Here is a 16,036-nt window from a genome sequence, read left to right on the forward strand (position 1 = left end):
ATGACAACCCAGTATGGATTTTTTATTGATTCCAGCCGTTGCACCGGTTGCAAAACCTGCGAACTGGCTTGTAAAGACTACAAAGATTTGACGCCTGAAGTCAGCTTCCGCCGCATTTATGAATATGCTGGTGGCGACTGGCAGGAGGATAACGGTGTCTGGCATCAGAACGTATTTGCCTACTATCTCTCGATTTCGTGCAATCACTGCGAAGATCCGGCGTGTACCAAAGTCTGCCCGAGCGGTGCGATGCATAAACGTGAAGATGGTTTTGTCGTTGTTGATGAAGATGTGTGCATCGGCTGTCGTTACTGCCATATGGCTTGCCCGTATGGCGCACCGCAGTATAACGAAACCAAAGGGCATATGACCAAATGCGATGGTTGCTATGACCGTGTCGCGGAAGGTAAAAAGCCGATCTGCGTTGAATCTTGTCCGCTGCGGGCGCTGGATTTTGGCCCTATCGACGAGCTGCGTAAAAAACATGGTGATCTGGCGGCTGTTGCGCCATTGCCACGAGCGCACTTTACCAAACCGAATATTGTGATCAAACCTAACGCCAACAGCCGCCCAACCGGGGATACCACTGGCTATCTGGCAAATCCGAAGGAGGTGTGAGATGGGAAGTGGATGGCATGAATGGCCGTTGATGATCTTCACGGTCTTCGGGCAGTGCGTCGTGGGCGGTTTTATCGTTCTGGCATTTGCCTTGTTGAAAGGCGAACTTAGGGCTGATACCCAACAGCGGGTGATTACCTGTATGTTTGGCTTGTGGGTACTGATGGGCATTGGCTTTATCGCCTCAATGCTTCACCTTGGCTCACCTATGCGCGCCTTTAACTCACTCAACCGGGTTGGCTCTTCGGCATTGAGTAATGAAATCGCCAGTGGTTCGATCTTTTTTGCCGTAGGTGGCATCGGCTGGTTGTTGGCAGTGCTGAAAAAACTGTCACCGGCATTACGCATGCTGTGGCTGGTGGTGACGATGATTCTCGGCGTGGTGTTTGTCTGGATGATGGTGCGAGTTTATAACAGCATCGATACCGTACCGACCTGGTACAGCATCTGGACACCGATGGGCTTCTTCCTGACTATGTTTATGGGAGGCCCGCTGCTGGGATATTTGTTACTGCGTCTGGCGGGGGTTAATGGTTGGGTGATGCGTTTACTTCCGGCCATTTCAGTGCTGGCGCTGGTGGTGAGCGGCGTAATGTCTGTGATGCAGGGGGCTGAACTCGCTACGATTCACTCTTCTGTACAACAGGCAGCGGCGTTGGTGCCGGATTATGGTGCGCTGATGGCCTGGCGGATTGTGCTTATCGCCGTGGCACTGTGCTTGTGGATTGTACCTCAGTTAAAAGGTTCTCAGCCTGCTGTATCGCTGCTTTCCGTGTCATTCATCCTGCTTTTGGCTGGTGAATTAATCGGGCGTGGCGTGTTCTACGGGTTGCATATGACTGTGGGGATGGCCGTTGCTAGCTAAGATGTTTATAACCGGGGTCTCGGCCCCGGTTTTCTTTTATTTCTGTTTCGTTAAGGTGTCATAACTGGTCATCAAATTACGATAATCAGGAATGTGGTTAGAGAACAGCGTCGCCAGACCTTCGATATCGTTGCGCCAGTCACGGTGCAGTTCGCAGGCGACACCAAACCACGTCATCAATTGTGCCCCTGCTTGTGACATACGATCCCATGCCGAATGCCGGGTAATTTCGTTAAAGGTTCCTGACGCGTCAGTCACCACAAAGACATCGAAACCTTCTTCAATCGCCGAAAGCGCCGGGAATGCTACGCAAACTTCGGTGACCACTCCGGCGATAATCAACTGCTTTTTACCTGTCGCCTTGACCGCTTTAACAAAATCTTCGTTATCCCAGGCGTTAATATTTCCCGGACGGGCAATATACGGTGCATCCGGGAACTGTGCTTTCAGTTCAGGGACTAATGGGCCGTTAGGACCGGTTTCAAAACTGGTAGTAAGAATGGTGGGTAGATTGAAATATTTGGCTAAGTCACCCAGCGCCAGCACGTTATTTTTAAATTTGTCAGGTTCAATATCCCGCACGAGGGAAAGTAAACCGGCCTGGTGATCAACTAACAAAACAGCAGCATCATTTTTATCGAGACGAACATACGGTTTGGTCATTCTCTTCTCCTTTCGAGAGTCAGTGGTACGCCTGAAATCGTTCAGACGCGATGCGTTGCCCTGAAAGCATAGACGGGAAATTCAGGTTTGCAGTGACCATGAAATTTTTCGACTGAACTAAACATATGAACGTTATGTTAGATCAATAAAAACAATTAGATGAGACTGATTATCTTTTCGTTATTAGTGTTATGAATGAGTAATATAAATCGATAATACAGCCGCTGCGTTATGTACGTATTTTCACCCATTGACAATGTTTTTGGCGGTGGCATGATGCGCATGAAATTTGAACTTCCTCACGGTTTTCATTCATGTCCACGTATACCCGGCCTGTCATGCTTTTGCTGTCTGGCCTACTTTTGTTGACTCTGGCGATCGCGGTGTTAAATACACTCGTGCCGCTATGGCTCGCCCAGGTACACTTGCCCACATGGCAGGTCGGCGTCGTCAGTTCGTCTTATTTTACCGGCAACCTGGTTGGTACTTTACTGACAGGGTATGTCATTAAACGCTTTGGGTTTAATCGCAGCTATTACCTTGCTTCCTTTATTTTTGCTGCGGGTTGTGCCGGGCTTGGCTTGATGATTGGTTTCTGGAGCTGGTTAGCCTGGCGTTTCGTCGCAGGCGTTGGTTGCGCCATGATTTGGGTGGTGGTAGAAAGCGCGCTGATGTGCAGCGGTACGTCACGTAACCGTGGGCGGTTACTTGCCGCCTATATGATGGTTTATTATGTGGGGACGTTTTTAGGCCAGTTACTGCTCAGTAAAGTTTCAACCGAGTTGATGAGCGTATTGCCGTGGGCTACAGGGTTGACCCTGGCAGGGATCTTGCCGCTGCTGTTTACTCGTATCGTGAATCAGCAGGCTGAGAACCATGCTTCGACGCCAATTACGTCAATGCTAAAACTTCGTCAGGCGCGGCTTGGCGTGAACGGCTGTATTATCTCGGGAATCGTTCTGGGTTCTTTGTATGGTCTGATGCCGCTGTACCTCAATCATAAAGGGATTAGCAACGCCAGCATTGGCTTCTGGATGGCGGTTCTGGTTAGTGCTGGTATCCTTGGGCAATGGCCAATTGGTCGTCTGGCAGATAAATTTGGTCGCCTGCTGGTACTGCGCGTTCAGGTATTTGTCGTCATTCTCGGTAGTATTGCGATGTTAAGTCAGGCGGCAATGGCACCTGCGTTGTTCATCCTCGGTGCAGCCGGTTTTACGCTCTATCCGGTGGCGATGGCCTGGGCTTGCGAGAAAGTTGAACATCATCAGCTGGTGGCAATGAATCAGGCGTTATTGTTAAGTTATACCGTCGGTAGTCTGCTTGGCCCGTCTTTTACTGCCATGTTAATGCAGAATTTCTCTGATAATCTGCTGTTTATCATGATCGCCAGTGTGTCGTTTATTTATTTACTCATGCTGCTTCGCAACGCCGGTCATACACCAAAACCCGTTGCTCACGTGTAAATGAATGAGTGCAGAGTGTGAACTGGCTGTTTCGCACTCTGTTTTTTGTTTCCGCTGTACAACTATTTTTTAGCAAATTTTATTCGTTAAAAAATAAAGTGTGCAGCAGGTTATAATTTTGCATTCCGCTATTTCCGCACGTCTTGTTTGCCGCGCATAATTCCTCGTTTTCTAAATATCCATTAAATATTGGCGAAGGATCGAACTATGGCTGGAAACGTTCAGGAAAAACAGTTGCGATGGTACAACATTGCTTTGATGTCATTTATTACCGTTTGGGGCTTTGGCAACGTTGTAAATAACTATGCCAACCAGGGACTGGTGGTTGTTTTTTCATGGGTATTTATTTTTGCGCTCTATTTCACACCTTATGCCCTGATTGTCGGTCAGTTAGGTTCGACCTTTAAAGACGGGAGAGGGGGCGTTAGTACCTGGATTAAACATACCATGGGGCCAGGGCTGGCTTACCTTGCAGCATGGACCTACTGGGTGGTGCATATTCCTTATTTGGCACAAAAACCACAGGCAATACTGATCGCGCTCGGTTGGGCGATGAAAGGCGATGGTTCGTTAATCAAAGAATATTCGGTCGTAGCGTTACAGGGGTTAACGCTGGTGCTGTTTATCTTCTTTATGTGGGTTGCCTCCCGAGGCATGAAGTCACTGAAAATTGTTGGTTCAGTGGCAGGGATTGCGATGTTTGTCATGTCGCTCCTCTATGTGGCGATGGCGGTAACCGCGCCTGCGATTACTGAAGTGCATATTGCGACTACTAATATTACCTGGGAAACATTCATACCACATATCGATTTCACCTACATTACCACCATTTCAATGCTGGTTTTTGCGGTTGGTGGTGCTGAGAAGATTTCTCCTTACGTTAACCAAACACGCAACCCAGGAAAAGAATTTCCAAAAGGGATGTTGTGTCTGGCGGGCATGGTAGCAGTATGTGCGATTCTCGGCTCACTGGCGATGGGGATGATGTTTGACTCGCGCAATATTCCCGATGATTTGATGACTAACGGTCAGTATTACGCCTTCCAGAAGCTGGGGGAGTATTACAATATGGGTAATACCTTAATGGTGATTTATGCCATTGCGAACACGTTGGGGCAAGTTGCCGCACTGGTGTTTTCGATTGATGCACCGCTTAAAGTGTTATTAGGCGATGCTGACAGCAAATATATTCCTGCCAGTTTATGTCGTACCAACGCTTCTGGTACGCCGGTTAATGGTTATTTTCTGACTCTGGTGCTGGTGGCGATCCTGATTATGCTACCGACTCTCGGCATCGGTGATATGAACAATCTCTATAAATGGCTGTTGAATCTTAACTCGGTAGTGATGCCGCTGCGTTATTTGTGGGTATTTGTTGCGTTTATTGCTGTCGTTCGCCTGGCGCAGAAATATAAACCAGAGTATGTCTTTATTCGTAATAAGCCGATGGCAATGACCGTCGGGATATGGTGTTTTGCCTTTACCGCTTTTGCCTGCCTGACAGGAATTTTCCCTAAAATGGAAGCCTTCACTGCAGAGTGGACATTCCAATTGGCACTGAACATTACTACGCCATTTGTCCTCGTTGGACTGGGGCTGATATTCCCGCTGCTTGCACGTAAAGCGAATACAAAATAGTCATCATGCCCCGGTTCGCCGGGGCTATGATATCAAATAGACTAAAATTAGATCAGGCCTGATAAGGCAAAAGTTAAGTTTTTCTTAAGAGATGAAAGAAAATCAACGCTACCGTGATAATACGAATTTTAGTTATCGGAGACCATTATTTTTAGATATGGTGATAGTTTTAATTATTGGTTATTTTGCAAGTTATTATTTTGGGCTCTGGAGTAAACTCTTGCGCATAGTAATAACATGATTTTTACGGCTAAATTTTCAACAAAGATTGGTAATGTAAACTCGGATTTTTTGATCTGCATCAATGAATTCGCACGTTGCTAATTATGGTTAAATTTGCTGAGAATGATTGCGGTTATTGTTTGGATATGCAGATGGTATATTGATTTATCGGTGTAATATTCTGATAAAATGAAATTTTATAGTGTTTTAATCTGACAAAAATCATCTCCCGACAGAATCCGCTCATACCTGGTGTAGTTCACAGTCTTTTTTTTATAAATAAAATAGTGCTCTGATGTTGCATCTATTGTTTTATCAAACGCGTATTCCTGAAAATATTTATCTGTTAGGGTGATGGACAAATTACAGTCACTGGCAGTGAAATTTTGATGCCCACTTTCTGACTGAACCTTCCTTAAGGTTATTAATTAATATATTTTTGGCTCAGAGAGCTGTATTACACATGTCTCAAAAAAGATAAATAAACAGAAAGGATTACTCACAATAGATACTAATAACACTTTTGGATAGTTATAGAGTAGAAGCCACGACTCAGCAGGATGTAGTAGCTGTGTTGTTATAAGTTAATTTTTTCATGGCTAAATTATTTCGTTGAAAAATTAACGAAAGGCGGTAGCGTGGGTGAAAGATACAAAATGAGTGTTACATATAACAATATTGTTCTGGTTAAAATAAGAAGCATGATAATCACTTGTGGAAATTAAGAAAAAATTAATCTTCTCATCATGACATATTTGTTATATGGGAATAATGAAATTAAGAAAGTCATAAAGAGGAGGGTAACATCGGCTAATATACAGAACTTTATACGATCTTATATTAAAGCTATTGATAACATTTTAGTCAGAACACCAGTATGTATAGCATTACCGAAAAATTAAACTCAAGATTTAACACTGCGGTTATATTAGCTGTTACTGTCTATATTGTCTTGTCATTTATTACCGCAATTGATTTCCATAAAAAAATAGCAGAAAACTCTGCACAGATTAACCTTATACTCATCAATAACAATTTGAATAATTTTTTTTCTAAAGTTGAAAAAGAGGCTGATGCATTAAAAGATGCAATCTATCTGTTACATGATGAAGATGAAATAAAGCGAGCAGTCCTTCATCGCATGAAAAAAATAGACGCGGTTAATTTGGTAGGGATAATGCTCAATAATGGAAAATATCTTAGCTTTATTCGAACTGAGAATGGGGAGGTAAAATTTCTGGGGCAATCAGAACCCGGTAAACCTTTTATTGGTGACGATGGTGATATCAGCGATAACTACTTTAATCCGGAATCACGCCCATGGAATAAATTACCGAGGGGGACTTATTCAAAATGGTCACCATGGTATAATTGTTATGGTATTGCCGGAAAAAAATGTTTTTCGTTTTCACTACGACCATCCGAAGAAGAAAAAAATTCATTTGCTTTGAAGTTAATACATCTGGATGTTGATGAAAAATATTTCAGTAATTTTTTAAATAAACTGGGTGGTGATTCTGATATTTTATTCATGGAACAAAACAAAAGGATTATGGTGGGTAATGAAAAATCAATGTTACATCTTATTGTCCGTGATTTATCGGGAAGTTATAACATAAGCAATAATAGTGGCAACTATACAGACAATGTTATCTCACTCCCCAGGCTTCCTGATGTCAGATTCCATTATTTCCACTATCAAAAATCAGAAGATACAAACATCAATAAATATTTTACACTGATGTTTTTATGTGGCTTGGTTTGTTTCTGTTTATTATGGTATATCGTTGAAAAAATAACAAGAAAAATCAAAGGTGAATCCAGCAAACTGATAGAACATCTGAAAAAATTAGCTAATTCAGTATATCGCAACGACACAATTGATATTGTGCAAAATGACAGTGGTGAGATTGTTGAACTCAAAAAAATTATTAATAATATCAGCGATAAATACAAGGAGCGTATGGACCGATTACTTAATCTTGTGTCCTATGAACAAGGAAGTTGCTTTTATATTAATAAGGCTATTATTGAAACTAATAATAAAACCTATTTGGCAATTGGTATGCTTTGCATCTATGGATTAGAGTTTGTTGAAGCGGTATATGGGAGTCAGAAATTTCATGAAATTTTTAATGATATAAAATCTAAGATATCACAAAAATATTCAAAATATTGTGATATCGTAAAAATATCAACTGAAACATACTTGTTGCTATGTCACACTGATTGCGAAGAGTTCATCGAAAAATTATCGGTTTTAAACTTTCCTGAACATATATTTTGCATAAGAAATATATATATCCACAAGATTGCCATTTGCGAAAAATTTTCAGGGGAAAATGTATCGATTTATGAAAGGAAACTGAAACTGGCATTAACAGCTATGCGGGAAAATAAAGAATCTGAATTTATTTTTTATGATGACATCAAAGTCCATGAACTTGATCAAAAGGTCTGGGTGGCAGGAAATATAAAAAAAGCGATTGCGAGTAATGAGCTTTATTTAGTATATCAACCGATTGTTGATATGGATAATAATAGGGTTGTAGGCGCGGAGGCGTTATGTCGCTGGTTGTCCTGCGAAAATGGGGTAATACCGCCATCAATTTTTGTACCTGTTGCTGAAGAAATAGGATTAATTAAAGAACTGGGTGATTTTGTTCTCGAAACAGCTATTAGCGAATTTGGGGTGTTTAGTTGTGAATATGAGGTTGCTAACGATTTTCTCCTGCATATCAATGTTTCTCCCTGGCAATTAAATGAATTTGACTTCCACACTCGTGTTCTTACTTTAATTAATGCATTTGGTGTAAATGCTGAACAAATCTGCCTGGAGATCACCGAATCAGCAGTAAAAGATATAAATGATAGCTTTTACAATAATATAAATATTTTAAAAGAAAATGGTATCAAGATTTCCCTTGATGATTTCGGAAGTGGATTAGCTGACCTGAAAAAACTTTATAAAGTAAGACCTGATAGCATTAAAATTGATTCAGAGTTTACCTCTGGTATTTTCGATGAAACTAACAAGGTTGTATATTTTATATCCAATCTTGCTCGTGAAGAAAATATGCCGGTAATAGCTGAAGGTGTTGAAACTGAAAGTCAGGCTAGAGAGTTGCAAAAATTAGGATTTTCTCATGTTCAGGGATACTTATACCAGAAACCGTTACCGTTTTCAGAATGGCATATAGACAACAAACCGAAAAAAAGAAAATAAAGCAATGTTCAAATATAAAAAAAAGGCGGCAGTGATCTGTTTTTTGTATTTTTTGTGCGTCGCTGTAGTAACTTGTTATTTGTACACCATTCATGTTAAAGACCGTATAAATTCGGTGAAGGTATCTATTGTAGATAGTGGGCTTGCAATAGCTAATGTTTCTGAGTATCGCCGCTCAGTATCTAATAATATATTTTATGAACTTGAGGTTTCGCCAGAAGAGTTGTTAAAAAAAATACGCAATAGCTTTGCTGGCTATGAAAACCCTGGATATTTGTATGATCTCGGTCCTTATATGATTAGCGATGGTAAATGTATCAAAGTCACAACGAAAGGGGATAATTTTTGTGACGACATAGTTTCCTCTATTCGGGTAATTAATGAATTTGAAAGAGGCATTATTAGCTTAAAAAATAAGTGCTATGTTTATTATGCTCATCCCATTGCAAAACGTACAAGTTTGATATCAGTGGTAGATCCTGAACGTTATTTATCTTTGATAAGAAATCAATCAGGGGAACGAGAAGATATCTATGTATCATTTTATGATATTAATGATAATGAAAAGAAAATCGCAGGTGATGATTTTTTGATAAATGATGCAGTATTTGAGATGTCAGCTATCACTCTGTCGTATTCTTATCTTCCAGAAATGATGTTTATTGTTGCCTATAAAAAAAGTAAATATCTATATATATGTGCGTTTTTCGTTTTTGCGTCGGCAATATCTGCAGTCATAATGTATGTTTATTATGTTAAATTATTGCGTGATATTATAAATAAGGGTAGATTGGAAAAAGAATCTATATTGTCGAATCATCAATATGATTTACGTGGAGAAAATCTATTCTTTAATACGGAAGAGATTAATGCAATTCGAGAGATATATGACTTTGGCACTTGTGATGCATTAACCAGGGCTTCTGGTCGCCGGAGTTTTGATAAAGAAATCAAGATGCTGAGAAAAAGTTTTGGCTACCTGTGTCTATTTGATGTGGATAAATTTAAAACCATTAATGATAAGTTTGGTCATTTATTTGGTGATGAAGTACTCATCAAACTTGTTAATATCATTAAAGAAGAGTTACCCCGTCGTGAAGGGGAAATATACCGGTTTGGCGGTGATGAGTTTGCTATTATTTATTATGAGAAAGATAAAAATAAGCTATCAAGAATTTTGTACAGAGTTGTTCATTTCGCCATTGGTGGGTTAAATTGTAGTTGCAGTATAGGTGTTGCCAGCACAGATGAGTGCATGAATAACATTGAACGGTTGAAATTGCTGGCAGATGAACGGTTATATAAAAGTAAGCAAAATGGCCGAGCACAGATAACGTGGTGTTGATATTTTAATTTGCATGGCATTGGTCATCGATGTTTATAAAAATCACACAGTTCAAGTTATATTATTAATGAATCGTTAAGTGCAATGCTCATAAAAAATAAAGTAATATTAAACAAAATCCTTTTGGTTGTTGCTATACTGCTATGTTTTGTTTTTTTATCAATTGTTGAACAGCCCTTTGGATTTTATCAACAAACATTATTTTCAATTATTATTTGTATCGCTGCTATCTTCCTTAATTTTCTCAAAGGAAGGATGATTACTCTGATTCTAATGGGTGTTGGAATACTCATATCATCCCGATATCTATGGTGGCGTTACTCTTCTTCAGTAATTCTGGATGAATTTCCAGACTGTTTATTTTCAGTCACGCTATTAGTTGCTGAGACGTATGCATGGTTTGTTTTATTACTTGGTTACTTTCAGGTTTGCTTCCCGCTGAACCGAGAAAGTATACCCTTACCAGAGAATAAAGAAGAATGGCCCGTTGTTGATATATTAATCCCCACATATAACGAACCCTTTACAGTCGTGAAGAATACAGTTTATGGTGCGTTGGCCTTAGACTGGCCAACGGATAAATTAAATATCTGGCTCCTTGATGATGGCGCCAGGGACGAGTTCAGGAAATTCGCGAACGAGTCAGGAATTTACTATGTCGCAAGAGAAACACATGAACATGCTAAGGCCGGAAATATAAATAATGCGCTTAAAATAGCTAATGGCGAATTTGTTGCTATTTTCGATTGCGATCATATACCCTCGGTTTCTTTTTTAAAGAAAACGATGGGCTGGTTTATCGCCGATAAAAAATTATCTATGTTGCAAACACCACATCATTTTTTTTCCCCCGATCCTTTTGAGCGAAATTTGGGACAGTTCCGGCAAAAGCCAAATGAAGGACACCTTTTTTATGGATTAATCCAGAATGGTACGGATACATGGAATGCTTCATTTTTTTGTGGTTCATGTGCAATCATCCGTAGATCTGCTCTGGATGAGGTTGGAGGCATTGCAGTCGAAACAGTAACAGAAGATGCGCATACGTCGTTACGCTTGCATCGTGCAGGTTATAGCTCTGCGTATCTTCGCTATCCTCTGGCTGCCGGGCTAGCCACCGAAACATTGTCTGCTCATATTGGACAACGGATTCGGTGGGCTCGAGGCATGATTCAAATCTTGCGTATTGACAATCCATTATTGGGCAAGGGGCTGACATTATCACAGCGCCTTTGCTATCTCAGCAGCATGATGCATTTTTTATCAGGTGTGCCACGACTGATTTTCTTGTTCGCACCGTTATGTCCTATTTTCTTTTCGGTCAATCTGATCGATGCATCAGTTGCAGATATTATGTCTTATGTTTTACCTTATCTATTTGTTATTATTTTAACTAATTCAAGAGTACAAGGTAAATACAGACATTCATTCTGGAATGAGATTTATGAAATGGTTCTGGCCTGGTATATTACGCTACCAACGCTTGTAGCTTTACTTGCGCCAGCAAAAGGTCGTTTTAACGTTACGGCCAAAGGGGGACTGATAAAAAATAAGTTTGTTGACTGGCGAATTTCCTATCCCTATCTTATTTTTGCTATTTTAAATGTAATCGGGCTGATAATAGGTGTTATTAATGTTTATAGTTTGCAAGGGCATATTGCCATCTTGAATTTGTTTTGTTTAATCTGGTTGTTTTATAATGCAATTATTATTGGCGCAACTTTGGCTGTTTCTATTGAACAAAAGCAGGTGCGTTTTTCTCCCCGTATTGATGTTTCTTTCAAGGGCGTTATACAACTGGATGATGGACGGCGCTATCCTTGTTCTGTTCTTGATTTTTCCGAAGGAGGATTAGGTGTAATCCTTGATAATATCTCCGACGTAAAAGATATGCTTAAAGCACAGCAATTGTCTCTTTATCTGGATGATAGCAACGGGAAATGTGATATTCCGGTAGAAATAGTTCATGCTTACAATAATAAAATTGGTCTGAAGATTATGCCAATGAGTTATGAACAAAGTGTTAATTATGTAAGGGCAACGTTTTCTCGTGATTCATTATGGCAAGAGTGGAATAATAAAATTAGACGGGACAATATTCTAAAGAGTTTTTTTGAAATATGTTTCATCTCTCTGAAAGGTTATTGCAATATGGTTTTTTATATTCTGCGGACGCTGAAAAGCAGTTCCAAAAGTTAGTTCTAATTTCTGACTGCTAATTAAATATATTGTTTGTGTTTATTATGGTTGTTGAATTTTTTAAAATGGAAAGAAAATTTTTGAGATTAAGTGCTGCGATAATAGGCTTGGGGTTATTATGTTTTTACCAGGCAAATACAGCATCGGCTACAGATACAGTAATCAGTAAGTCTTCCTCTGGAGAAGTATTACCATCTATCCAGAAGACAAATATCTCTGCTTATGCGAAAGAGTCGTCTCGCCATTTTAAACTCCCATTTACACAAATCGCACCAGCTCCAGGAAACATAGTCCTGAATGGCGTTAACCCACAGGGGCAAATTGAGTTTGGTATGCGTAGCGATGAAATAGTATCAGAAGCGAAACTAAAACTTGAATACACACCATCACCGTCGCTGATCCCTGTCCAGTCACAGCTTAAGGTCTATCTTAATGACGAGTTGATGGGGGTATTGCCGATTACCAAAGAACAACTGGGAAAGAAAACGCTGGCGGAAATAACTCTTAACCCATTGTATTTTTCTGATTTTAATCGCTTGCGCCTCGAATTAATTAGTCACTACCAGAGCGCCTGTGAAAACCCGACCAGCAGCAATTTGTGGCTTGATATTGGACGTACCAGTGAACTTGAACTGGTATTTCAGAGACTTAATCTGAAAAATGATCTTTCATATTTTCCTGTACCGTTTTTTGACCCGCGAGATAACCGCACTAATACATTGCCGATGGTTTTTGCCGGTACTCCTGAGACTGGTTTGCAGCAGGCATCAGCTATTGTCGCTTCGTGGTTTGGTTCGCAATCTGGCTGGCGTGGTCACCGATTTCCGGTTTTCTATAACCAGTTACCGGAAAGTAATGCAGTGGTCTTTGCCACTAACAATAGACGCCCGGACTTTCTGCGCGAGCATCCGTTGGTGAATGCGCCTGTTATTAAAATGATCAGTCATCCACAAAATCCTTTTATCAAATTGCTGGTGCTTTTTGGCCGCGATGACAAAGATTTATTACAGGCGGCAAAAGGCCTTGCTCAAGGAAATATACTATTTCGCGGCGATAGTGTGATCGTAAATGAAGTGACGCCGTTACTGCCGCGTAAACCTTATGATGCGCCAAACTGGGTACGCACTGACCGTCCTGTAACTTTCGCAGAGCTTAAAAATTATGAAGGGCAGTTACAGGCAAGTGGCCTGGAGTCTGCGGCAATTAATGTTTCATTTAATTTGCCCCCTGATCTTTTTCTATTGCGTAATCGTGGGGTTGATATGAAGATTAACTATCGCTATACCACGCCAACGATAGGTGGTTCACGCATGGATGTCAGCCTTAATAACCAGTACCTTGAATCTTTCCGGCTAAGTCCGCAATCTGCTACCGATAGATTGTTGTTACGTTTACCGTTATTGCAAGAATTGTTGGATGGTAATAATGGAATTACCATTCCTGCGCTGACGTTGGGGGCGCTTAATCAATTGCGATTTAATTTTGAGTACATTAATACAATGCCGCGTTCTGATGCTGATAGCTGTATTATTTCCAGGCCTCTAAAAAATCATGCGGTTATTGCAGATGATTCCACTATCGATTTTTCAAAGTACCATCACTTTATCGCAATGCCAGATTTACGCGCTTTTGCCAGCTCAGGCTTTCCATTTAGCCGCATGGCCGATCTATCAGAAACGGTTGTGGTTATGCCTGAAAATCCTGGTACAACGCAAGTTGAAACATTATTAAATACCCTTGGACTGATTGGTGCTCAAACTGGATTTCCGGCAATTAATCTGACAATTACTGATGATATAGTTTCTGTTCAGGGCAAGGATTCAGATATTCTACTTATAGGAACACTTCCGCAAGAATTTGCAGACAATCAGCAAATTAATCTGCTCATTGAGGCAACAACGAGTTGGGTAAAAAGCCCAATGCGGAACACTGATTACGCAAAAATTATGGCAGATAAAAACGATCAAAAACCTGAAATACAAACAACTATAAATTCCCCATTGCCAATGGCGGCGATAGTTGGTTTTCAGTCCCCATATCATGCCCAACGTAGCGTAATTGCTTTAATGTCCGAGGGATCACGCGGCGATACGCTACTCAACAATGCGTTAATTAATAGTACAAAACGCGGCAATATTTTTGGTTCAGTCGCGGTTATTCGCGAATCTGGCGTCAATAGTTTACAGGTTGGAGATACTTATTACGTTGGGCATCTCCCCTGGATTGAACGAGTGCAATATGTGTTAGCCAGACATCCCATTCTACTGGCAGTCCTGGCAACTCTCAGTGTGGTGCTATTAGCGTGGGTAGTATGGCGTCTGTTACGTAACATTAGTCGCCGTCGTCTGAACCCTCATCAACAGTAATTCATCATCATTTCTATTTTGCGGCTCCATTCTGTCCTGACTTTATACAGGCAGGGAGCTGCGCCCGTTCTGTTTTTAATAAAAAGTGAGTTAACACCTGATTGAGGCAGGCATGTACAAATTCACCCTAAATTTACTCACAATATCCCTTGGTTTGGCGGTAATGTCGATGGCGAAAGCCACACCAACTGCACACAAGCTGTTAATGGCGCAGATTCGGTTAGGCGAAGACATTCATCGTGAAGATCTGGTCGAACAGTCGCTTTATCGTCTTGAATTGGCGGAACCTGATAATCCAGATGTCGTTGCGGCGCGTTTTCGCTATCTGCTGCGTAAGGGGGATATTGAAGGCGCGCAAAAACAACTTGCCAGACTTTCCCTGCTCGCTCCTGATTCAAAAATATATAAAGCTTCGCGCACGGCCATGCGACTTTCTTCGCCTGAGGGGCGTCAGGCACTGCAAATGGCACGCTTACAAGCTATCTCCGGGCGACATAAAGAGGCTATCGACAGTTACGACAAGCTATTTAACGGGGCACCGCCAGATATCGAAATGGCGCTGGAATACTGGGGGGCAATGACGCAAATTGCCTCCCGTCGCAACGAAGCGATTCGTCAGTTGAAAATACTTAATATTGATAATCCTGACTCTGGTGCCATATTTGGGGCGCTGGGGCAGGCGTATTCCCAGAATGGCGATCGTGCTAATGCGGTGGCGAATCTGGAAAAAGCCCTCGCGCTGGATCCGCACAACAGCAACAACGACAAATGGAACAGTCTGCTGAAGGTGAATCGCTACTGGCTGGCGATCCAGCAGGGCGATGCTGCGCTGAAAGCCAATAATCCCGACCGGGCAGAACGCCTGTTCCAGCAGGCGCGCAATGTCGATAACGCCGACAGCTATGCGGTGCTGGGGCTGGGCGATGTGGCGATGGCGCGCAAAGATTACCCCGCCGCCGAACGTTATTATCAGCAGACGCTGCGCATGGACAGCGGCAACACCAACGCCGTGCGCGGGCTGGCGAATCTTTATCGCCGGCAGTCGCCGGAAAAAGCCGAAGCGTTTATCGCCTCGCTCTCTGCCAGCCAGCGGCGCAGCATTGATGATATCGAACGCAGCCTGCAAAACGACCGCTTATCACAGCAGGCGGAGGCACTGGAAAATCAGGGGAAATGGGCGCAGGCGGCAGCACTTCAGCGTCAGCGACTGGCGCTCGATCCCGGCAGTGTGTGGATTACTTACCGGCTTTCGCAGGATCTCTGGCAGGCCGGACAACGCAGCCAGGCCGATACGTTAATGCGCAATCTGGCGCAACAGAAGCCGAACGATCCGGAGCAGGTTTACGCTTACGGGCTGTATCTTTCCGGTCACGACCAGGACAGAGCCGCGCTGGCGCATATCAACAGCCTGCCGCGCGCGCAGTGGAACAG

At 41.9% G+C, this 16,036-nt stretch carries 10 protein-coding genes; 9 read left to right on the plus strand and 1 reads right to left on the minus strand.

Annotated elements, in window-relative coordinates; translation table 11 throughout:
- Nucleotides 1-618 carry a dimethylsulfoxide reductase iron-sulfur subunit DmsB gene (gene dmsB / locus A7Z29_RS14030; protein ID WP_000213098.1) on the plus strand — a complete coding sequence of 206 codons (618 nt, stop codon included), beginning with the start codon at nucleotides 1-3 and terminating at the stop codon, nucleotides 616-618.
- A gap of 1 nt (nucleotide 619) precedes the next feature.
- Complete coding sequence (locus A7Z29_RS14035; protein WP_105290386.1) at nucleotides 620-1,483, plus strand: dimethyl sulfoxide reductase anchor subunit family protein; 864 nt, start codon at nucleotides 620-622, stop codon at nucleotides 1,481-1,483.
- A gap of 36 nt (nucleotides 1,484-1,519) precedes the next feature.
- Here A7Z29_RS14035 and ycaC read toward each other — a convergent pair whose 3' ends face one another.
- On the minus strand, nucleotides 1,520-2,146 hold the full coding sequence (ycaC, locus tag A7Z29_RS14040) for an isochorismate family cysteine hydrolase YcaC (RefSeq protein ID WP_000165876.1): 627 nt from the start codon (nucleotides 2,144-2,146) through the stop codon (nucleotides 1,520-1,522).
- 314 nt (nucleotides 2,147-2,460) lie between these two features.
- Here ycaC and A7Z29_RS14045 point away from each other — a divergent pair, with 314 nt between their 5' ends.
- The 7 genes from A7Z29_RS14045 to A7Z29_RS14075 all read left to right on the plus strand — a co-directional run.
- Nucleotides 2,461-3,609, plus strand: a complete 1,149-nt coding sequence (locus A7Z29_RS14045; protein WP_000109306.1) for an MFS transporter — start codon at nucleotides 2,461-2,463, stop codon at nucleotides 3,607-3,609.
- Between the two features lie 207 nt (nucleotides 3,610-3,816).
- Complete coding sequence (locus A7Z29_RS14050; protein ID WP_000918532.1) at nucleotides 3,817-5,247, plus strand: APC family permease; 1,431 nt, start codon at nucleotides 3,817-3,819, stop codon at nucleotides 5,245-5,247.
- A gap of 1,099 nt (nucleotides 5,248-6,346) precedes the next feature.
- Nucleotides 6,347-8,695, plus strand: coding sequence for a sensor domain-containing phosphodiesterase (locus tag A7Z29_RS14055; protein WP_105290387.1), 2,349 nt, complete (start codon nucleotides 6,347-6,349; stop codon nucleotides 8,693-8,695).
- A 4-nt stretch (nucleotides 8,696-8,699) separates the two neighbouring features.
- Nucleotides 8,700-10,040, plus strand: a complete 1,341-nt coding sequence (locus A7Z29_RS14060; RefSeq protein WP_105290388.1) for a GGDEF domain-containing protein — start codon at nucleotides 8,700-8,702, stop codon at nucleotides 10,038-10,040.
- Nucleotides 10,041-10,124: 84 nt separating this feature from the next.
- Nucleotides 10,125-12,239 (plus strand): UDP-forming cellulose synthase catalytic subunit, encoded by a 2,115-nt coding sequence (gene bcsA, locus A7Z29_RS14065; protein WP_105290389.1) that lies wholly within the window; start codon nucleotides 10,125-10,127, stop codon nucleotides 12,237-12,239.
- 65 nt (nucleotides 12,240-12,304) lie between these two features.
- Nucleotides 12,305-14,605, plus strand: a complete 2,301-nt coding sequence (bcsB, locus tag A7Z29_RS14070; RefSeq protein ID WP_459251560.1) for a cellulose biosynthesis cyclic di-GMP-binding regulatory protein BcsB — start codon at nucleotides 12,305-12,307, stop codon at nucleotides 14,603-14,605.
- 112 nt (nucleotides 14,606-14,717) lie between these two features.
- Nucleotides 14,718-16,036, plus strand: a 1,319-nt coding sequence (locus A7Z29_RS14075) for a tetratricopeptide repeat protein (RefSeq protein WP_157944804.1), incomplete at its 3' end; no start/stop codon positions are given.

Source organism: Escherichia sp. MOD1-EC6842 (assembly GCF_002965705.1).
GTDB lineage: Bacteria > Pseudomonadota > Gammaproteobacteria > Enterobacterales > Enterobacteriaceae > Escherichia > Escherichia ruysiae.